The sequence below is a fragment of the Rossellomorea sp. DA94 genome (assembly GCF_029834455.1).
Classification (GTDB): Bacteria; Bacillota; Bacilli; order Bacillales; family Bacillaceae_B; genus Rossellomorea; species Rossellomorea vietnamensis.
Window position 1 is genome coordinate 1,881,345 of sequence record NZ_CP122397.1, and the last position, 19,400, is coordinate 1,900,744.

General features: G+C 44.9%; 21 protein-coding genes. All 21 read left to right on the forward strand.

The genetic code is table 11. The annotated features are described in order from the left end of the window. Positions 1–2 precede the first annotated feature (2 nt). The 21 genes from def to rnc all read left to right on the forward strand — a co-directional run bounded on the left by def (position 3) and on the right by rnc (position 19,400). A complete protein-coding gene (def, locus tag P8596_RS09795) occupies positions 3–485 on the forward strand; it encodes a peptide deformylase (protein WP_034755763.1) in 483 nt (160 codons plus the stop codon). Next, positions 485–1,435, forward strand: a complete 951-nt coding sequence (gene fmt / locus P8596_RS09800; RefSeq protein ID WP_279726724.1) for a methionyl-tRNA formyltransferase — start codon at positions 485–487, stop codon at positions 1,433–1,435. The genes def and fmt overlap by 1 nt, the downstream gene beginning before the upstream one ends. Further along, positions 1,428–2,765 (forward strand): 16S rRNA (cytosine(967)-C(5))-methyltransferase RsmB, encoded by a 1,338-nt coding sequence (gene rsmB, locus P8596_RS09805; RefSeq protein WP_279726725.1) that lies wholly within the window; start codon positions 1,428–1,430, stop codon positions 2,763–2,765. The genes fmt and rsmB overlap by 8 nt, the downstream gene beginning before the upstream one ends. A 138-nt stretch (positions 2,766–2,903) precedes the next feature. Beyond that, on the forward strand, positions 2,904–3,653 hold the full coding sequence (locus tag P8596_RS09810) for a Stp1/IreP family PP2C-type Ser/Thr phosphatase (RefSeq protein ID WP_034755754.1): 750 nt from the start codon (positions 2,904–2,906) through the stop codon (positions 3,651–3,653). Between the two features lie 4 nt (positions 3,654–3,657). Beyond that, positions 3,658–5,655: a Stk1 family PASTA domain-containing Ser/Thr kinase gene (gene pknB / locus P8596_RS09815; RefSeq protein ID WP_279726726.1), complete on the forward strand. Its 1,998-nt coding sequence runs from the start codon at positions 3,658–3,660 to the stop codon at positions 5,653–5,655. A gap of 154 nt (positions 5,656–5,809) precedes the next feature. Further along, on the forward strand, positions 5,810–6,691 hold the full coding sequence (gene rsgA / locus P8596_RS09820; protein ID WP_224520292.1) for a ribosome small subunit-dependent GTPase A: 882 nt from the start codon (positions 5,810–5,812) through the stop codon (positions 6,689–6,691). Positions 6,692–6,693: 2 nt separating this feature from the next. Then, positions 6,694–7,344 carry a ribulose-phosphate 3-epimerase gene (gene rpe, locus P8596_RS09825; protein WP_224520291.1) on the forward strand — a complete coding sequence of 217 codons (651 nt, stop codon included), beginning with the start codon at positions 6,694–6,696 and terminating at the stop codon, positions 7,342–7,344. A gap of 57 nt (positions 7,345–7,401) precedes the next feature. Further along, positions 7,402–8,061, forward strand: coding sequence for a thiamine diphosphokinase (locus P8596_RS09830; RefSeq protein WP_279726727.1), 660 nt, complete (start codon positions 7,402–7,404; stop codon positions 8,059–8,061). 101 nt (positions 8,062–8,162) lie between these two features. Next, a complete protein-coding gene (gene spoVM / locus P8596_RS09835; protein ID WP_032088878.1) occupies positions 8,163–8,243 on the forward strand; it encodes a stage V sporulation protein SpoVM in 81 nt (26 codons plus the stop codon). Between the two features lie 344 nt (positions 8,244–8,587). Then, complete coding sequence (gene rpmB / locus P8596_RS09840; protein WP_034755741.1) at positions 8,588–8,776, forward strand: 50S ribosomal protein L28; 189 nt, start codon at positions 8,588–8,590, stop codon at positions 8,774–8,776. Positions 8,777–8,999: 223 nt separating this feature from the next. Then, on the forward strand, positions 9,000–9,362 hold the full coding sequence (locus P8596_RS09845; RefSeq protein WP_034755738.1) for an Asp23/Gls24 family envelope stress response protein: 363 nt from the start codon (positions 9,000–9,002) through the stop codon (positions 9,360–9,362). Positions 9,363–9,377: 15 nt separating this feature from the next. Next, a complete protein-coding gene (locus P8596_RS09850) occupies positions 9,378–11,042 on the forward strand; it encodes a DAK2 domain-containing protein (protein WP_224520289.1) in 1,665 nt (554 codons plus the stop codon). Between the two features lie 96 nt (positions 11,043–11,138). Further along, the gene (sdaAB, locus tag P8596_RS09855) at positions 11,139–11,801 is read left to right on the forward strand and encodes an L-serine ammonia-lyase, iron-sulfur-dependent subunit beta (protein ID WP_079531476.1); all 663 of its coding nucleotides are present in this window, start codon (positions 11,139–11,141) and stop codon (positions 11,799–11,801) included. 46 nt (positions 11,802–11,847) lie between these two features. Beyond that, on the forward strand, positions 11,848–12,741 hold the full coding sequence (gene sdaAA, locus P8596_RS09860; RefSeq protein ID WP_034755730.1) for an L-serine ammonia-lyase, iron-sulfur-dependent, subunit alpha: 894 nt from the start codon (positions 11,848–11,850) through the stop codon (positions 12,739–12,741). Further along, positions 12,728–14,779 carry an ATP-dependent DNA helicase RecG gene (gene recG, locus P8596_RS09865; RefSeq protein WP_481900325.1) on the forward strand — a complete coding sequence of 684 codons (2,052 nt, stop codon included), beginning with the start codon at positions 12,728–12,730 and terminating at the stop codon, positions 14,777–14,779. Before sdaAA ends, recG begins: the two co-directional genes overlap by 14 nt. A gap of 92 nt (positions 14,780–14,871) precedes the next feature. After that, a complete protein-coding gene (gene fapR, locus P8596_RS09870; RefSeq protein WP_279726728.1) occupies positions 14,872–15,453 on the forward strand; it encodes a transcription factor FapR in 582 nt (193 codons plus the stop codon). Then, complete coding sequence (gene plsX / locus P8596_RS09875; protein WP_279726729.1) at positions 15,454–16,443, forward strand: phosphate acyltransferase PlsX; 990 nt, start codon at positions 15,454–15,456, stop codon at positions 16,441–16,443. 1 nt (position 16,444) lies between these two features. Continuing rightward, positions 16,445–17,389, forward strand: coding sequence for an ACP S-malonyltransferase (fabD, locus tag P8596_RS09880; RefSeq protein ID WP_279726730.1), 945 nt, complete (start codon positions 16,445–16,447; stop codon positions 17,387–17,389). After that, complete coding sequence (fabG, locus tag P8596_RS09885) at positions 17,390–18,133, forward strand: 3-oxoacyl-[acyl-carrier-protein] reductase (protein ID WP_224520284.1); 744 nt, start codon at positions 17,390–17,392, stop codon at positions 18,131–18,133. 94 nt (positions 18,134–18,227) lie between these two features. Then, entirely contained in the window at positions 18,228–18,461 is a 234-nt protein-coding gene (acpP, locus tag P8596_RS09890; protein WP_034755712.1) for an acyl carrier protein, read from the forward strand. A gap of 192 nt (positions 18,462–18,653) precedes the next feature. Further along, positions 18,654–19,400 carry a ribonuclease III gene (gene rnc / locus P8596_RS09895; RefSeq protein WP_034755710.1) on the forward strand — a complete coding sequence of 249 codons (747 nt, stop codon included), beginning with the start codon at positions 18,654–18,656 and terminating at the stop codon, positions 19,398–19,400.

Sequence of the window (19,400 nt, forward strand, 5' to 3'; positions counted from 1 at the left end):
TTATGGCAATACTTCCAATCGTCATGCATCCGGATGCCATTCTCGAAAAAGAATGTGAGAAGGTAACGGATTTTGATAAAAAGTTAAAGAAATTACTAGTAAATATGTATGATACCATGATCGAGGCGGACGGAGTCGGGCTCGCAGCCCCTCAAGTGGGCATCGATCTTCAGGTAGCGATCGTCGACATCGGCGATGACTCAGGGACGATCGAACTGATCAATCCTGAAATCATCGAGTCAGAAGGTTCTCAAACCGACCTCGAAGGATGCCTCAGCTTCCCGGGCCTCTATGGAGAAGTGACACGCCCATACTCGATCAGGGTTAGAACACAGGACCGTAAAGGAAGAACGGTTGAATTTCAAGCCCAGGATTTTCTGGCCAGGGCCATCCAGCATGAAATCGATCACCTGCACGGCATTTTATTTACAACAAAAGTAGAAAAGTATATTACAGAAGAAGAATTAGAAGGGTATGAAGCTTAATGACGAAAGTGATCTTTATGGGAACACCCGATTTCTCGGTTCCTGTTCTCCAATCTCTAATAGATGAAAAATATGATGTGATCGCCGTTGTGACACAACCGGATCGCCCCGTCGGAAGGAAAAGGATCCTCACGCCACCACCTGTCAAAGTGGCCGCTGAAAAGCACGGCATCCCGGTCTACCAGCCCGAGAAGATAAAGAATGAAGATGAGCTAAACCAGGTCCTGGATTTAAAACCGGATCTTATCGTGACGGCTGCTTTCGGACAGATTCTTCCGAACGCTCTGCTTGAGGCACCTAAACATGGATGCATCAATGTTCATGCTTCCCTGCTACCTGAACTCCGTGGAGGCGCGCCAATCCATTATTCCATTCTCCAGGGAAAAGAGAAAACAGGCATCACCATTATGTACATGGTGGAAAAGCTGGACGCTGGGGATATCATCAGCCAAGTGGAAGTGGAGATCGAAGAGCGAGATCATGTAGGTACACTTCACGACAAACTGAGTGCAGCAGGTGCTAAATTACTGATCGACACCATCCCTCCATTACTGAAAGGGGAAATCTCCCCCGTAAAACAGGATGATTCAAAAGCTACATTCGCACGGAATATCAAGCGTGAACAAGAGAAGATAGACTGGACGCGTGACGGGGAAGAAATCTACAATCATATCAGGGGACTCCATCCGTGGCCGGTAGCGTATACCACATTGGACGGCTCGGTCATGAAAGTATGGTGGGGAGAGAAAGTGAACTTGCCCCCGTCATCACCCGGGAAAATCATCGGGATTGAAGAGGATGGTTTCGTGGTGTCCACGGGCAATTCAACAGGGATCAAAATCACCGATTTACAGCCTTCCGGCAAGAAAAGGATGAGTGCAAAGGACTACCTTCGGGGAGCGGGCTCACATTTAGAAGCTGGTCTGATGTTAGGAGAAGAACATGAGTAAACGAAATAAAACCGTACGGGAAGCAGCACTCGATGTCATCGAGGCAGTGGAGAAAAATCAATCATACAGCAATTTACTGCTTCATTCAGTGATCGAAAAAAACGAACTGCCGGGTAAGGATATCGGTTTATTGACGGAATTGACATACGGGACCATTCAACGCAAAATGACGCTGGATTTCTATTTAGCCCCATTCATCAAGGGGAAGCTGGATGATTGGGTTCGTCAATTGTTACGATTATCCCTTTATCAGCTGGTCTACTTAGACCGGATACCGGATCGCGCCGTATTCTATGAAGCAGTCGAAATCGCTAAAAAAAGAGGACATAAGGGAATCTCAGGATTAGTCAATGGGGTATTAAGGTCTGTACAGAGGAAAGGCCTTCCGACTCTTGATTCCATCAAGGACCCGGTCGAAAGGGTCGCCATCGAAACAAGTCATCCATACTGGCTGGTCAAGAGATGGACAGAACAATTTGGTTTAGACAAGACGAAAGAAATGTGCGAAACCAACTTGATCGCTCCAAACCAAACGGCCCGTGTGAATACCACCAGGGTCAGCCGTGAAGAGCTCTTACAGCAATTGGCGGACAGCGGAAATGAAGTGAAGGGAAGTTCCATCGTACCGGAAGCAGTCCAGTCTCTGCGGGGGAATCTTGCGAAAACAGATGCATACCGCAATGGGTTATGTACGATACAGGATGAAAGCTCGATGCTTGTTTCTTATGCTTTAAAGCTTGAAAAAGGGATGAAAGTGCTGGATGCGTGTGCAGCACCTGGAGGGAAAACGACGCATATCGCAGAGAAACTCTCCGGAACCGGCGAAGTCCATGCCTTGGATCTCCATAAGCATAAAGTCAAATTAATCGACGAGAACGCTTCCCGGCTCGGTCTTTTCAATGTACACACCGCTGCCCTTGATAGCAGGAAAGCAGGAGAGAAATTTGAAAAGGGAAGTTTCGATCGGATACTGGTCGATGCACCATGTTCAGGTTTAGGTGTTCTCAGGAGAAAACCGGATATTAAATATGCAAAGAAAGAGGCAGATCTTCAATCCCTTCAAAAGATCCAGCTCGATATCCTCTCGGCCGTTGCACCCTTGCTGAAAAAAGGTGGATTACTGGTTTATAGCACATGTACGGTCGACCGCAACGAAAACGAAGGAACCGTTTCGGCCTTTCTGAATGATCACCCTGACTTTGAGTTTCATCAACTCGATCAACTGCCGGAAACAGTGAGACCGTTCATTGACGGGAACCAAATGCAAATTTTCCCACAGGATTTCGGAGGGGACGGATTCTATATTTCGTGTTTCCTGAAAAAGGATTGAGTCGATATTCATCAAATGTTGAAAGTAAAGCAGGAAAATCCGTTGTAGAAGTCGTAAAAGTACAACAGACCTTTTAGTATGGAATGTGTAGAAGGAACTACTTGAAACAGGTGCAGAAGAAGAGAAGAGGTGACCTAAGTGAAGACGGTTTATTTTACGGACAAAGGGAAAGTGCGGCAGCTGAATGAAGATAGTGCCGGTGTATTCGTGAATCAGCATGGAGATCATTTAGCTGTTGTAGCAGATGGGATGGGCGGCCACAGAGCAGGGGACGTTGCCAGTGAACTTACCATTTCCATCTTAAAGGACTTATGGGAGAAAACCGAGAAATTTCACACCGCTGATGAAGCAGAAAATTGGTTAAAATCAACTATTAACGAAGTAAACAAAGAAGTATATACTTATTCTCAATCCAATTCCGAATGCGAAGGGATGGGTACGACTCTCGTCGGAGCCATCTGTACTTCTTTATTTGCAACCATAGTCAATATCGGTGACAGCAGAGGGTACATCCTGAATGAAAACGGATTTCATCAATTGACGGAAGACCATACGCTTGTCAATGAATTGGTGAGAAGCGGTGAAATTTCAAAGGAAGATGCAGAGCATCATCCGAGAAAAAATGTCATTTTAAGAGCGATCGGTACGGAAGCTTCAATTACGATGGATATTAAAACGATCATGTTCGAAGAGGAAGATGTCATTCTTCTATGTTCAGACGGCCTTTCAAATAAAGTCTCTGAAAAAGAAATGAAAGAGGTATTGGCCCGGGACCACTCCCTGGAAAATAAAGGGGAGTCGCTCGTTCATTTAGCCAATGAATATGGCGGTGAAGATAATATTACCGTAGTGATTGTCGAGTTTGCCGCTGAAACGGAAAGCGGGTGATAACATGATGGAAGGTAAGCGCATCAGTGGGCGTTACAGAATTATTAAACTCATTGGTGGAGGGGGAATGGCCAACGTTTATTTAGCTCACGATGTGATTCTTGATCGTGAAGTGGCCATTAAAATGCTCCGGATCGACTTTGCCAATGAAGAGGAATTCATTAAACGATTCCAACGGGAAGCCCAATCTGCTACTAGTCTTGCCCACCCTAATATTGTGAGCATTTATGATGTAGGAGAAGAGGATGATCTCTATTATATCGTCATGGAATATGTTCATGGCATGACGCTAAAGCAATACATACAGCAACACTCGCCTGTCAATGTCGACAAGGCGATCGATATCATGAAGCAACTGACAATCGCCATGTCTCATGCTCATCAGAATCATATCGTGCACCGGGACATCAAGCCTCATAATATCCTTCTTGATGAAGAAGGAAATGTGAAAATAACCGATTTCGGGATCGCGATGGCACTCAGTGCCACCTCGATCACACAGACCAATTCGGTTCTAGGGTCGGTACACTACCTTTCTCCTGAGCAGGCGAGAGGCGGGATGGCCACAAAGAAATCGGACATCTATTCTCTTGGGATCGTCATGTTCGAATTGTTGACGGGCAGATTGCCTTTCTCGGGGGAGTCGGCTGTTTCGATTGCCTTAAAGCATCTGCAATCGGAAACACCTTCCTTGAAAAGGTGGAACCCTGACATTCCACAAAGCGTGGAAAATATCGTACTGAAAGCAACGGCAAAGGATCCTTTCAGACGTTACGAAAGCCTGGAAGAAATGGATGAAGACTTGTCGACGGCCCTTGATGCCGATCGCATGAACGAACCTAAATTCGCCGTTCCTCTCGATGATGAAGCGACAAAAGCGATCCCTGTCATAACGGATCAAAAGGCGTACTCGAATTTAGATGATACGATTGTCCATCATCAGACAGACGACGTGCAAACGAAGCCGACCCCTCCCCTTAAACAGGGGAAGAAGGGTAAAAAAGATAAAACAAAACCGCCTAAGGGTAAAAGTAAGAAGAAGTGGCCGATGGTGATCATTGGTTTATTCTTTTTATTGATCCTCTTAGGGGTCGCTGCTGTTACGATGGTACCTGGTTTATTGGGACCGAAAGAGATAGAAGTACCGGACGTTTCTGAAATGGATCAAACCGAAGCGATTTCGACGATCATCTCGGCTGGTTTTGTGGTTGGTGAAACCAAGAAGGTACCCGATGAAGAAATTCCCGAAGAATATGTGATCAAGACCAATCCAAAATCAGGACGAATGGCAAATGAAGGATCGGCTGTCGATATCTATGTCAGTACTGGTAAAGAAAAAGTGGAAGTCGATGATTATGTCGGGAAAGATTTTGAAGAAGTGTCTGCTGATTTGGAAGAAAAGGGATTCACTGTAGAGAAAAAAGAAGAGTTTGATGAGGACGAGGCCCAGGGGACGATCACGGATCAGGAACCATCACCTGGGGACGAAGTCGTGGCTGAGGAGACGACGATAACCTTTACGGTCAGTAAGGGGCGGGAATCCTTTGATCTTGACAGTTTGGAAGGGTTCGATCAAACTGCACTCGATAAATATGAAGCATCAAAAGGGATAAACATCATTGTACAAAGTGAAAAATTCTCTTCAGAAGTAGAAGAGGGCAAGGTGATTTCCCATAAGCCGGTGGCAAGTACCCCTATCACAAAAGGGGATACGGTTTATGTGATTATGTCTAAGGGTCCTGAACCGCCAAAGGAAGTACCGACTAAGGAGGTTACCGAAGACGTAACCATCCCTTATAAGGGACAAGAAGGAAAACCTCAATCCGTGGAGATATTCATCGACGATAAGGACAGTAATCTTGACGATAGTGATGCTGACCAAGTCCAAGGAATTTATGAGGATACGACCATTACAATGACCTTTACGTTAGAAGAAGGAACAAAAGGGGAATATCTTATTTTAGTCGACGGTGAAGAGTATAAGAGAGGTACTGTCGAGTAACCTGAGGAAAAATAACATTCACTTGCCAAGGGGCTGTACCCGGGTTTTTACAAGAACCTACGGGACAGTCCTCTTGTTTTCCTTTATAATGGGAATGATACATAATGAAGATAACGGAATTATTTAGATAAACGTATGGAATAGGAGGTTTCGAATGCCTGAAGGAAAAATCGTAAAAGCATTAAGTGGATTTTACTATGTGCTCTCAGAAGGCAGTGTGACGCAATGCAGGGGCCGGGGCAATTTCCGTAAAAATAAAATCACGCCCCTTGTTGGTGATTATGTCGAATTTCAAGCAGAGAACAAAACGGATGGGTACATTCTGAAGGTCTTGGATCGGAAGAATGAATTGGTACGCCCACCGATCGCAAACGTCGATCAGGCGATTTTGGTCTTTTCAGCCAGTGAACCGGATTTCAGTCCTGCGCTCCTGGATCGTTTTCTTGTATTGGTGGAGAGTAAAGAAATCGAACCGCTTATCTGCGTGACCAAAATGGACTTAGTGACATCGGAAGAAGCAGAAAAAATCGAACAATATGTGAGTGAGTACCGCTCTTTTGGATATGAAGTTTTGATGACGTCTTCCAAAACAGAACATGGCCTTGAAGAGCTGACTCCGTATTTGAAAGATAAAATTTCGGTGTTTGCCGGTCAGTCCGGAGTGGGGAAGTCGTCCCTTTTAAATGCATTGAACCCCGATCTGGAGCTGAAGACGGCCATGATTTCTTCCCACTTGGGCCGGGGGAAACATACGACCCGCCATGTCGAACTCATTGATATAAAGGATGGGCTGGTCGCAGATACCCCGGGATTCAGTTCACTGGAGTTTTCAGAGCTTGAAATAGAAGAACTGCCGCAATGCTTTCCGGAAATGGTCGAGGTAGCCGAAGAATGTAAATTCAGGGGCTGCCTTCATATCAATGAACCAAAATGTGCCGTAAAATCCGCCGTTGAAGCGGGAACGATCCCTGATTACCGCTACGATCACTATTTGACTTTCCATAAAGAAATAAAAGAAAGAAAGCCGAGGTACTAAATATGAAAATCGCACCATCCATTCTTTCAGCCAATTTTGCAGAGCTGGGCAATGAAATTAAAGATGTTGAAAAAGGGGGAGCGGACTATATCCATGTAGACGTCATGGATGGTCACTTCGTACCGAATATTACGCTCGGGCCGATGATTGTAAAAGCGATCCGTCCACTAACAACGTTGCCGTTGGACGTACATCTCATGATTGAAAACCCGAGTCAATACATCGGAGCATTTGCTGATGCAGGGGCTGACTATATTACCGTCCATGTAGAAGCAGACCCCCATCTGCATAGAACGATCCAAATGATCAAAAGCAAAGGAGTCAAGGCGGGTGTCGTCCTGAATCCAGGTACTCCGGCAGAATCGCTCAGACCTGTCTTGCAAGATGTCGATATGGTCCTCTTGATGACCGTGAACCCGGGATTTGGCGGGCAATCATTCATCCCGTCGGTCGTACCGAAAATCAAGCAGATCCGTGAATGGGCAAATGAAGTCAATCCTTCACTCGAAATCGAAGTGGACGGTGGCATCAATCCTGAAACGGCTGCCGTTTGTGCCGAAGCGGGTGCAGACGTATTTGTAGCTGGATCTGCCATCTACAATAAGAGTGACCGAGGGGCAGCAATCGAAGAGTTGAAGAAATCTCTCGTATAAGAGACGAAGGCTGATCCTATAGGGTCAGCCTATTTTTATAAAATGGGAGTGGAGGAAATGGAAATCAATATCGTTGCCGGCGGACCGGATCGATACATACCGGCATTGAACAAATATAGTAATGATGAAGTCAACTGGGTTGGCGTAGACCGTGGCGTTTACACTTTATTGGAGCAGAAGATCGAACCGTCCATTGCATTCGGGGATTTTGATTCAGTGAACACGGAAGAGTGGGAGCTGATCCAGGAAAAAGTCCGGGAAGTCAATCGCTATCAGCCGGAAAAGGACGAGACCGACCTCGAGCTTGCCCTGAACTGGGCGATCGATCAGAAACCCGATAAAATTTCCATCTTCGGTGCCACCGGGGGAAGGCTTGATCACTTCATGGGTAACCTGCAGTTATTAATGACACCGAAACTTTTAGAAGCCCGCATCAAAGTGGAAATGATCGACGTGCAAAATCGATTATCCCTTGCCGAACCCGGGGAGCATAACGTTGAAAAAAGCCCGGAATTACAGTATATTTCCTTTGTTCCAGTCACCGAAAATGTCGATGGGATCACCCTCACCGGCTTTAAATATCCATTAAAAAATCGGAATATTTCAAGAGGATCCACACTATGTATTAGTAATGAACTTATACAATCATCTGGTACTTTTTCCTTTTCAAATGGCATATTAATGGTGATAAGAAGCAGTGATGAAAGCTTCTCGTGACCAGGCAGAAAAGAAGATGTACTTAACTGAAACTGCTTGAATAGACTGAACTGTTGTCAAGCGAAACATTACGTTCTTTAGATTGTGGGGAGGGACTTTAAATGCGCTTTTATACAATTAAATTACCGAAATTCTTGGGTGGACTTGTGAGGGCGATGTTAGGAACGTTTAAAAAAGAATAAATGGGTTGTTGGGGATGGCGTCGGTGCCATCTTCTTTTTTTATTAGCTAGGAGCCTCCGCTTCTCTGCGATGTCCAGCTCCGGCGGCTAGAGGCTCGAGGTCATAAGTTAAATTGACCAAAAAGGCAAAGAACGCCTTTCCGGTCAATTCATCTTATGCTTGTCGCCTCTGGGCAAGCCGCCTCCGCTTTTCTGGGTGTAAAGTATTTTTTCTTGAAAGGTTTTAATTGTAGTATTGCATTATGGAAAGTTGTGTGATAAATTATTAAAGTATCTTTATGATAATAAGCGAAATGTGGAACTGAAATTAACTTCAGCTTCTTGTTAGTGAGGAGGGAATATATTATGGCAAAACAATGCGTAGTAACAGGCCGTAAAGCTAGCTCAGGTAACGCTCGCTCTCACGCAATGAATGCGAACAAGCGTACTTGGGGTGCAAACCTGCAAAAAGTTCGAATTCTTGTGGACGGAAAGCCTAAGAAAGTATGGGTTTCTGCAAGAGCGTTGAAATCTGGTAAAGTAGAACGCGTATAATACTTAAAATGGGAAGGCGCCTAATCTAGGCGCCTTTTTTCATTAAAAGGCATTTCTTGTAAAGATCCTTATGTAAGCCGATGATTAATCTTTGAATAATAAGGAAAATATAGAGGGTAAACCCAACAAATGACGCTTGTGATAATAGTTTAGCTTTCAAAAACAGTATACTTATAGTAAAATGTTTTTAGCCAAGCATGTAATTAAAGGGGGAAAACATTCCATGTCCATCGAATTGAAAACGCAGTACGGACAAATTGATATTACGAATGATGTCATTGCAATGATTGCTGGAGGTGCAGCGGTGGATTGCTACGGAATTGTTGGAATGGCTTCAAAGAACCAAATTAAAGACGGTTTCACAGATATCTTACGTAAAGAAAATTTCACTCGCGGAGTGATCGTTCGTCAAGATGAAGAGGAAGTACATATTGATATGTATATTATTGTGAGTTATGGTACAAAAATTTCTGAGATTGCCCATAATGTACAATCCAAGGTTAAATATACTCTTGATAAGACCGTCGGCTTGGCGGTAGATTCAGTAAATATTTTTGTGCAGGGGGTTCGTGTCACGAACCCGTAGTGAGGAGGAAGATTCGTGTCGATTACATCTTTGGAAGGAAAACGTTTTGCCCAGATGGTGATACAAGGTGCCACCAAATTATCTGCCAATGCGCAGCTGGTTGACGCGCTGAACGTTTTTCCTGTTCCTGATGGTGATACTGGAACAAATATGAATTTATCAATGACTTCCGGTGCAAAGGAAGTTCAAAACCATATTCAAGATCATATTGGAAATGTGGCTACTGCCCTTTCAAAAGGCTTGTTGATGGGGGCAAGAGGTAACTCAGGTGTTATCTTATCCCAATTGTTCAGAGGCTTTGGTAAGGCGATTGAAGGGAAAGAATCCTTAACGAGTGCAGAGTTTGCCAATGCACTTCAAACAGGGGTGGAAACGGCTTATAAAGCGGTTATGAAACCTGTGGAAGGAACGATTCTAACGGTTGCGAAAGATGCTGCGAGAAAAGGTGTTTCTGTAGCTGAGACTGAAAGTGATTTCGTAAAGCTTATGCAGGCAATTGTCGACGAAGCGCAGGCTTCATTGAATCGTACACCTGATTTACTTCCTGTATTGAAGGAAGTGGGAGTAGTCGATAGTGGGGGTCAGGGACTTCTGTTCGTTTATGAAGGTTTCCTTGCTGAACTAAAAGGGGAAAAGGTTTCCGATCAGGCTTCACTGCCATCCATGAATGATCTTGTGAGTGCAGAGCATCATAAGGCGGCACAGGATTTCATGAGTACAGAAGATATTGAATTTGGATATTGTACAGAATTCATGGTCCGATTCGAAAATGATAAACAGTCATTTGTAGAAGAAGACTTTCGCCAGGATTTAAGCAAGTTCGGTGATTCCCTGCTTGTCATCAGTGACGATGAATTAGCCAAAGTACATATCCACTCCGAACAGCCGGGGGATGTATTGACATATGGACATCAATACGGAAGTCTCATCAATATTAAAATTGAAAACATGAGACAGCAGCACAGTAGCATTGTAGGAGAATCCAAGCCTGCTGTAGCAGAAGCTCCGACTCAGGCCAAGGAAGTCGACTTTGCCATCGTGACTGTATCAATGGGTGAAGGGATTGCCGAATTATTTAAGAGCATCGGCGCAACTTCTGTGATCGAAGGCGGTCAGACGATGAATCCGAGTACGGAGGATATCGTGAAAGCTGTAGAAGAAGTGAATGCGAAGAAAGTCATCATCATGCCGAATAACAAGAACATCATCATGGCTGCCGAACAAGCGGCTGAGGTTCTTGAAATGGAAGTAGCCGTTGTCCCGACGAAGACCGTACCGCAGGGAATGGCTGCGTTACTTGCCTTTAATCCATCAGCTTCTGTTGAAGACAATAAGCAGTTGATGACCGAGGCGTCTAAACAGGTGAAAACGGGTCAAGTCACATTTGCTGTGAGAGATACGTCCATCGATGGCGTTTCGATTTCAAAAGATGACTTTATGGGAATTGAAGAAGGCAAGATTGTCGTTTCGGATTCCGACCGTCAAAAGTCTGCTCAAACTCTGTTGGAGACTATGCTTGATGCTGACTCTGAGATCTTGACGATTCTATACGGTGAAGATGTGACCGAAGAGGATGTTGAGTCACTCAGAGAGTATGTGGAACAACACTATGAAGATGTAGAAGTGGAAGTTCATAATGGTAAACAACCACTTTACTCCTATATATTCTCAGTTGAATAAGGATTAAAGGAAGGGGGCAGCTCTAAAAGGAGTTTGTCCCCTTCAATTATGTTAGAATGGTAGTATGAATCGGATGTTAGGTAAGGGGGAAAAGTCATGAAATACAAAAGTGTATTTGATATTATCGGTCCTGTGATGATTGGGCCATCCAGTTCTCATACGGCTGGTGCTGCCAGAATAGGAAGGATAGCGAGAAACCTGTTTCGCCGGGAACCCAAATGGGCGACGATCTCCTTTTATGGATCGTTTGCAAAAACATATAAGGGCCATGGAACAGACGTAGCCATTGTAGGCGGAATCCTTGATTATGATACATATGATGAACGGATTATCGAATCAATCAATGTAGCTAAGAAAAAAGGGATAAAGATCAAATTTCAAGAAGAAGATGCCATTACGGATCATCCGAATACAGCCCGCATCCGCATGGGGGATGATCAAGGTGAAATCGAATTGGTCGGTATTTCGATTGGTGGAGGGAAAGTGGAAATCATTGAACTTAACGGCTTTGAACTTAAACTCTCTGGCCATCATCCCGCCATACTTGTCGTCCATGATGACCGGTTCGGAGCGATTGCATCTGTCTCCAATGTCATTGCCAAGCATCAACTGAACATCGGGCATATGGATGTTTCCCGGAAAGAAAAAGGTCAAATGGCTTTGATGACCATCGAGGTTGATCAACCGATAGATGAAGCGGTGATAAACGAGTTGACTTCACTGCCGAACATTACACAAGTAACACGGATTTCCGATTAATCAATTACAATAATGATAGCGTTTGCATAAAGAGGAGGGTATTTACATGTTTCGAAATGTTGCAGAGTTGGTTGAACTTGCAGAAAGTCAGAACAAGAAAATTTCTGACATTATGATCGAACAGGAAATCGAGTTTACGGGAAAGACATTTGAACAGGTTTATAGTCAGATGGAGAAAAACCTGGAAGTGATGGAGCAGGCAGTAGCCAGGGGTCTCGAAGGGGTCAAGTCCCATTCAGGACTTACTGGCGGCGATGCCGTGTTATTACAGAAATACATTGATTCAGGTCGTTCCCTGTGTGGTGATACGATTTTGGATGCAGTGAGTAAAGCAGTGGCAACGAACGAAGTGAATGCAGCGATGGGAACGATTTGTGCTACGCCTACTGCGGGATCTGCCGGAGTGGTACCCGGAACATTGTTTGCTGTAAAGAATAAGTTGAATCCAACGAAAGATGAGATGATCCGCTTCTTATTTGCATCCGGTGCCTTTGGTTTCGTGGTGGCGAATAACGCATCTATCTCAGGTGCGGCTGGCGGTTGTCAGGCAGAGGTGGGATCTGCAAGCGGTATGGCTGCGGCTGCCATCGTGGAGATGGCCGGGGGGACCCCTGGTCAATCGGCAGAAGCCATGGCGATCACATTGAAGAACATGCTGGGTCTCGTATGTGATCCTGTTGCTGGACTGGTGGAAGTACCTTGTGTGAAACGGAATGCTATGGGAGCTGCTAATGCCATGGTTGCGGCGGATATGGCCCTTGCAGGGATCACGAGCCGTATTCCGTGTGATGAAGTGATCGATGCTATGTACAAGATCGGTCAAACCATGCCGGTAGCTCTTCGTGAAACGGCTCAAGGGGGACTGGCGGCTACGCCGACAGGTAGAGAGCTTGAAGCGAAAATCTTTGGGGTTTCCCTGAATAAACGTGAAGACTCATAATGAAGGACTGACAATCCAGAACATTAAGGGGATTGGTGAAGAAACAGCTTTACAGCTGAATGCAATGGGGATTCATTCCGTTCTGGATCTGTTGGAATATCTGCCTTACCGCTATGAGGATTACCGTCTTAGGGACCTGGAAGAAGTAGCCCATGATGAACGCGTCACGGTTGAGGGGAAAGTTCACTCGGAACCCGCACTGATGTTTTATGGGAGAAAGAAATCCCGTTTGACCCTGCGGATTCTCATAGGGAGGAATCTGGTTCAAGCGGTATTTTTTAATCAGCCTTATTTGAAAAAGAAAATCAATCTTCATGATACGGTGACGGTGACTGGGAAATGGGATAAAAACAGGCAAATCATTACGGTCCAGTATTTTCAGTCTGGCCCTCATGATAAACAGGGGGATTTTGAACCCGTATATTCTTTGAAAGGCTCGGTGAAAAACAATACACTCAGGAAATTCATCAAGAAGGCTTTTAGTGATTACGGTCATTTGATCCATGAAAACCTTCCGGGTCATTTAATGGAAAAGTATAAGCTTTCAAGTCGGAAAGATGCCCTGTATCATCTTCACTTTCCCGACTCCACCGAAGATATGAAGCAGGCAAGAAGACGATTTGTTTATGAGGAATTCCTGTTGTTTCAGTTGAAGATGCAGGCTTTGAGAAAGTTTGAACGGGAGCATTCAAGCGGCATGTCTCAACATTATGATTTGGAAAAAGTCAAATCGTTCATTGATTCTTTACCGTTCCCATTGACCGATGCGCAAAAACGGGTGGTGAATGAGATTTCAGCAGATATGAAATCTCCCTATCGCATGAATCGCCTTCTCCAAGGGGATGTGGGGTCCGGTAAGACAGTCGTTTCCGCCATAGCCTTGTATTCAAGTGTAACAGCGGGTTATCAGGGAGCATTAATGGTCCCGACGGAAATACTGGCTGAACAGCATGCGAATTCCCTCAGCGAACTGCTCGGGCCGATGGGGCTTTCCGTTGCCCTATTAACCAGCTCTGTGAAAGGGAAGAAGCGTCGTCTTTTATTGGATAAACTGAAAGAGGGCGAGATTGATATTCTCATTGGTACCCATGCCCTCATACAGGAAGAAGTCGAATTCAAGCACCTGGGCCTAGTCGTCACCGACGAACAGCACAGGTTTGGTGTCAACCAAAGAAGGGTCCTCAGGGAAAAAGGGGAAAGTCCTGATGTATTATTTATGACAGCGACTCCGATCCCGAGAACACTTGCCATCACCGTATTTGGTGAGATGGATGTGAGTATCATCGATCAGATGCCTGCAGGCAGGAAGTCGATAGAAACCTATTGGGCGAAAGCGGATATGCTATCCAGAGTCCTTTCGTTCATGGATAAGGAGTTAGACCAGGGACGCCAGGCTTATGTGATTTGTCCATTGATCGAGGAATCCGACAAACTGGATGTGCAAAATGCCATTGATGTCTATAATCAATTGGTCCACTATTTTGAAGGGCGATACAAAGTCGGTCTGATGCACGGAAGACTACATCCTGAGGATAAGGATGGAGTCATGAGGGAATTCAGTGCGAACCACCTTCAAGTGCTTGTTTCCACCACGGTGGTTGAGGTCGGAGTGAACGTGCCCAATGCCACTTTCATGCTCATCTATGATGCGGAACGGTTCGGGTTGAGTCAGCTTCATCAGCTGAGAGGAAGGGTAGGGCGTGGTGAACATCAATCGTATTGTATTCTCCTTGCGGAACCGAAGACCGAAGTAGGGAAAGAACGCATGAAAATCATGACAGAAACGAATGATGGTTTTGTCCTTAGTGAAAAAGATCTCGAACTGAGGGGACCAGGCGACTTCTTCGGAAGAAAGCAGAGCGGGCTCCCGGAGTTTAAGGTGGCAGACATGGTGCACGATTACCGTGCGCTGGAAGTAGCAAGGGACGATGCTCAAGTGTTGATCGCATCCGCTCAATTCTGGAGTGATCCAGAGTTTGAACCGCTCAGGAAGTATTTATCCGGATCGGGGATCTTAGAGGGTGAAAAGCTGGACTAGAAAGGCAGATTGTGAGATTATTTCTTGCAATCTGCTTTTTTAGATTATATACTACTATTAGTACCTAGTACTAATACTGGACGGTGTTAAAATTGAGACTTTCGAAAAAAGAAAGACAGGGAAACCTTACGGACACAATCAAAGTGAATCCTTTTATAACAGATGAAGAATTGGCTGAACGGTTTCGTGTAAGCGTCCAGACAATCCGGCTGGATCGAATGGAATTATCGATACCCGAGCTTCGTGAACGAATTAAGTACGTGGCAGAGAAATCGTTTGAAGACGAAGTGAAATCGTTGCCTATTGAAGAGATTATTGGAGAAATTATTGATATAGAGCTGGATCATAGTGCGATATCCATTTTTGATGTGAAGCGGGAGCATGTGTTCATCAGGAATGGGATTGCGAGGGGACACCACTTGTTTGCTCAGGCGAATTCCCTTGCAGTGGCTGTCATAAATGACGACTTGGCATTAACTGCGAAGTCAAACATCCGTTTTACCCGCCCTGTAAAGGAAGGCGATCGGGTGGTGGCGAAAGCGAAAGTGATACATATGAAAGATCAAAAAGACCGAACAACGGTAGAAGTTCAAAGTTTAGTCGGTGGTGAGCTCGTGTTTACCGGTGAATTTGAAATGTATCGCTCTAAAAAATCTGTAGAGGATGAAGAGTAGATGAAATTAGCCGTTGATGCAATGGGCGGAGACCACGCCCCGAAAGAAATCGTTCTTGGAGTGAAGCGCGCATTACGTGAATTCAATGATATTGAAGTGCTTTTATACGGGGATGAAAAGCAGATCAAACAGTATGTCACCCCGGAAGATCGCCTGACGATCGTCCACACCGATGAAGTGATTGAAGGGACGGATGAACCTGTCAGAGCGGTGAAACGTAAGAAGAATGCTTCGATGGTACTGATGGCTCAAGCCGTGAAAAATGGGGAAGCCGATGCCTGCATTTCAGCAGGAAATACAGGTGCCCTTATGACGGCGGGATTGTTCATTGTAGGGAGAATTGATGGGATTGAGCGGCCTGCATTGGCACCGACCCTTCCGACCCTTGATGGTAAAGGATTCCTCATGCTTGACCTTGGGGCGAATGTCGATGCGAAACCCGAGCATCTTGCACAATACGCAGTCATGGGAAGCATTTATTCTGAGAAAGTAAGAGGGATCAATCACCCGCGTGTGGGCTTATTGAACATCGGAACGGAAGATAAAAAGGGAAATGAATTAACAAAGAAAACCTTTCAGTTATTAAAGGAGCTCCCTATCAATTTTGTAGGGAATGTGGAATCCAGAGACCTGCTGGACGGGCCGGCCGATGTTGTCGTGACGGATGGGTTTACCGGGAATATGGTACTGAAGACGATTGAAGGGACTGCCCTGTCCGTCTTCTCCATGTTGAAAAAAACGTTCACGTCCTCAACGAAAAACAAACTTGCCGCAGGACTTGTGAAGAATGACCTGAAGCAATTAAAGAATATGCTCGATTATACAGAGTACGGCGGGGCCGGCCTGTTCGGCCTGAAGGCACCCGTAATCAAAGCTCATGGTTCTTCCAATGAAGTGGCCCTGTATAATGCCATGAGACAAGCAAGGGAAATGGTGAAGCACGACGTTTCCAATACGATAAAAGATGCTATTAAGGGGAGTGTGGAATAATATGAGTAAAATCGCGTTTATCTTTCCTGGTCAAGGTTCCCAAACAGTGGGGATGGGGAAAGAATTAGCCGGGCAATATCCTGAAGTGCAATCCTATTTCAGTAAAGCCGATGAACGATTAGACACCAAGCTTTCATCGATCATCTTTGAAGGTCCCCAGGAAGAGCTTACCCAGACAACGAACGCTCAGCCGGCTCTCCTGACGACAAGCATGGCCATCCTTGAGCGCTTGAAAGCCGAGGGGATTGCAGCAGATTACACAGCAGGTCACAGCTTAGGGGAATATTCTGCCCTGGTGGCTGCAGGTGCCATCGGATTTGAGGATGCTGTGTATACCGTTCGTAAAAGAGGGGAATTCATGGAAGAAGCAGTACCAAGCGGAGAAGGAACGATGGCGGCCGTCCTTGGTTTGGGCCGGGAACCATTGAAAGAAGTGACAGACCTTGTAACGGAGGATGGCCATCCCGTTGGACTAGCGAACTTGAATTGTCCTGGTCAGATTGTCATTTCAGGTACGGTAAAGGGAGTAGAGCTCGCTTCAGAGAAAGCGAAGGAAGCCGGAGCGAAGCGGGTCATCCCGCTTCAGGTTAGCGGGCCTTTCCATTCTCAATTGATGAAACCTGCTGCTGAACAGTTCGTTTCAATCCTTGATTCAATCACGATCAAAGACGCAGACGTACCCGTCATTGCGAATGTGACTGCAGAGCCTGTAACAGGACATGAAGAGATCAAGCGTTTATTAATTGAACAATTGTATTCGCCCGTACAATGGGAAGATACAGTCGAGAAGCTTCTTGAACTGGGTGTGGATACATTCATCGAAGTGGGACCAGGTAAAGTCCTTTCAGGTTTAGTGAAAAAAGTGAACAGACGTGTGAAGACATATGCTGTTCAAGATGAAGCGTCCTTACAACAAACCATTCAAGCGCTGAAGGAGGAAGCTTAAATGAATTTAGAAGGTAAAGTGGCACTGGTGACGGGAGCATCCCGTGGAATCGGACGGGAGATCGCTCTTGAACTTGCCCGTGAAGGCTGTAATGTCGCCGTGAATTACGCAGGTAGTGAAGCGAAAGCAAACGAAGTCGTGGATGAAATCAAGAGTTTGGGCAGAGAAGCAATCGCCGTACAATGTAATGTATCGGATGCTGAAGGTGTTCAGGCTATGGTTAAGGAAACGATCGGTGAATTTGGGTCCATCGATATCCTTGTGAACAATGCCGGCATCACCAAAGATAATCTGTTGATGAGAATGAAAGAAACAGAATGGGATGATGTCATCAACATCAATCTGAAAGGTGTATTCCTGTGTACGAAGGCCGTTACACGTCAAATGATGAAACAAAGAAGTGGTCGAATCATCAATATTTCATCCATTGTCGGAGTGAGCGGGAATCCGGGACAAGCAAATTATGTAGCAGCCAAATCAGGTGTGATCGGTTTGACGAAAACGACAGCGAGAGAACTTGCTCCCCGTGGAATCACAGTGAATGCCGTTGCCCCTGGCTTCATCTCGACGGATATGACCGATCAGCTTCCTGAAGATGTACGTAGTGAAATGTTAAAACAAATCCCGTTAAGCCGTTTTGGCGCTCCCGGGGATATTGCGAAAGTAGTGACATTTGTTGCATCCGATTCCGCATCGTATATGACGGGGCAAACGCTTCATATTGACGGCGGAATGGTCATGTAATGGGAAGAATGAAATAATTTATTCATCGTTTTCATGTATACTCTTTTCATTAGAGGTGGAAATGCTCTATAATACTTGAGGGGAGGTGACAAAAATGGCAGAAGTATTAGATCGTGTAACAAAAATTATCGTTGATCGTCTAGGTGTAGATGAATCTCAAGTAACTCTTGAAGCTTCTTTCAAAGAAGATCTAGGAGCTGACTCCCTTGATGTAGTTGAGCTGGTTATGGAACTTGAAGATGAATTCGATATGGAAATTTCTGACGATGATGCTGAAAAAATCGGCACAGTAGGTGATGCTGTGAACTACATACAAGCAAAGGCTTAATCGTTAGATTGAATAGAGGGATGGGTGACCCATCTTATATTCTAACCATTTGAAACTTGGTAGGGGTTGAACCCCTACCAAGTTTATTTGTGTTCTAACATCATTGTTTAAGAAATTTTTTGCGTAAATGATTTTTTTAGAATAAACTTGATTAGTATACAATGAGAACATATTAGCAAGGTGGAGTGCCTGATGCGGAAGCAAAACAGAAGTAATGGATTATCTAAACATAAAAATGATTTGAAATTCAAGACATTTCAAAATCAAATGGGAATTCAATTTAAAGATGAAAAACTCCTTAAACAAGCTTTTACTCATTCATCCTATGTGAATGAGCATCGTCGAAAACCATATGAAGATAATGAACGCTTAGAATTTCTCGGGGACGCCGTTCTGGAACTTACGGTATCTCAATTTCTTTTCAAGAAATACCCCATGATGAGTGAAGGGGAACTTACCAAGTTAAGGGCGGCCATCGTATGTGAACCTTCCCTGGTGAAGTTCTCAATTGAACTGAATTTCGGTGAACTCATCCTATTGGGTAAAGGTGAAGAAATGACGGGGGGACGTGAGAGACCGGCTTTACTCGCCGATGTCTTTGAAGCGTTTATCGGGGCAGTATACTTAGATCAAGGATTAGAAACAGTCATCTCTGTCCTTGAAAAAGTGGTCTACCCAAAAATCAATGTCGGTGCTTTTTCTCATGTGATGGATTATAAGAGTCAGTTACAAGAGCTGGTTCAAAGGGGCAGTGCAGGAATGATCGAATATAGTATCCTGGAAGAAAGCGGCCCTGCCCACAATCGTCAGTTTATTTCAAGGGTGAGTTTAAATGATGAAGAGTTGGGCATTGGAAATGGCCGGTCAAAAAAAGAGGCTGAACAAAAAGCCGCACAGAAAGCTCTGGAAAAGTTAAAACAAAAGCTGGACGCGAAATAG

Bases quoted from the DNA above. Each gene is read 5' to 3' on its own strand.
- def (WP_034755763.1), top strand. From the start codon at position 3: ATGGCAATACTTCCAATCGTCATGCATCCGGATGCCATTCTCGAAAAA.
- fmt (WP_279726724.1), top strand. From the start codon at position 485: ATGACGAAAGTGATCTTTATGGGAACACCCGATTTCTCGGTTCCTGTT.
- rsmB (WP_279726725.1), top strand. From the start codon at position 1,428: ATGAGTAAACGAAATAAAACCGTACGGGAAGCAGCACTCGATGTCATC.
- pknB (WP_279726726.1), top strand. From the start codon at position 3,658: ATGATGGAAGGTAAGCGCATCAGTGGGCGTTACAGAATTATTAAACTC.
- rsgA (WP_224520292.1), top strand. From the start codon at position 5,810: ATGCCTGAAGGAAAAATCGTAAAAGCATTAAGTGGATTTTACTATGTG.
- rpe (WP_224520291.1), top strand. From the start codon at position 6,694: ATGAAAATCGCACCATCCATTCTTTCAGCCAATTTTGCAGAGCTGGGC.
- P8596_RS09830 (WP_279726727.1), top strand. From the start codon at position 7,402: ATGGAAATCAATATCGTTGCCGGCGGACCGGATCGATACATACCGGCA.
- spoVM (WP_032088878.1), top strand. From the start codon at position 8,163: ATGCGCTTTTATACAATTAAATTACCGAAATTCTTGGGTGGACTTGTG.
- rpmB (WP_034755741.1), top strand. From the start codon at position 8,588: ATGGCAAAACAATGCGTAGTAACAGGCCGTAAAGCTAGCTCAGGTAAC.
- P8596_RS09845 (WP_034755738.1), top strand. From the start codon at position 9,000: ATGTCCATCGAATTGAAAACGCAGTACGGACAAATTGATATTACGAAT.
- sdaAB (WP_079531476.1), top strand. From the start codon at position 11,139: ATGAAATACAAAAGTGTATTTGATATTATCGGTCCTGTGATGATTGGG.
- sdaAA (WP_034755730.1), top strand. From the start codon at position 11,848: ATGTTTCGAAATGTTGCAGAGTTGGTTGAACTTGCAGAAAGTCAGAAC.
- plsX (WP_279726729.1), top strand. From the start codon at position 15,454: ATGAAATTAGCCGTTGATGCAATGGGCGGAGACCACGCCCCGAAAGAA.
- fabD (WP_279726730.1), top strand. From the start codon at position 16,445: ATGAGTAAAATCGCGTTTATCTTTCCTGGTCAAGGTTCCCAAACAGTG.
- fabG (WP_224520284.1), top strand. From the start codon at position 17,390: ATGAATTTAGAAGGTAAAGTGGCACTGGTGACGGGAGCATCCCGTGGA.
- acpP (WP_034755712.1), top strand. From the start codon at position 18,228: ATGGCAGAAGTATTAGATCGTGTAACAAAAATTATCGTTGATCGTCTA.
- rnc (WP_034755710.1), top strand. From the start codon at position 18,654: ATGCGGAAGCAAAACAGAAGTAATGGATTATCTAAACATAAAAATGAT.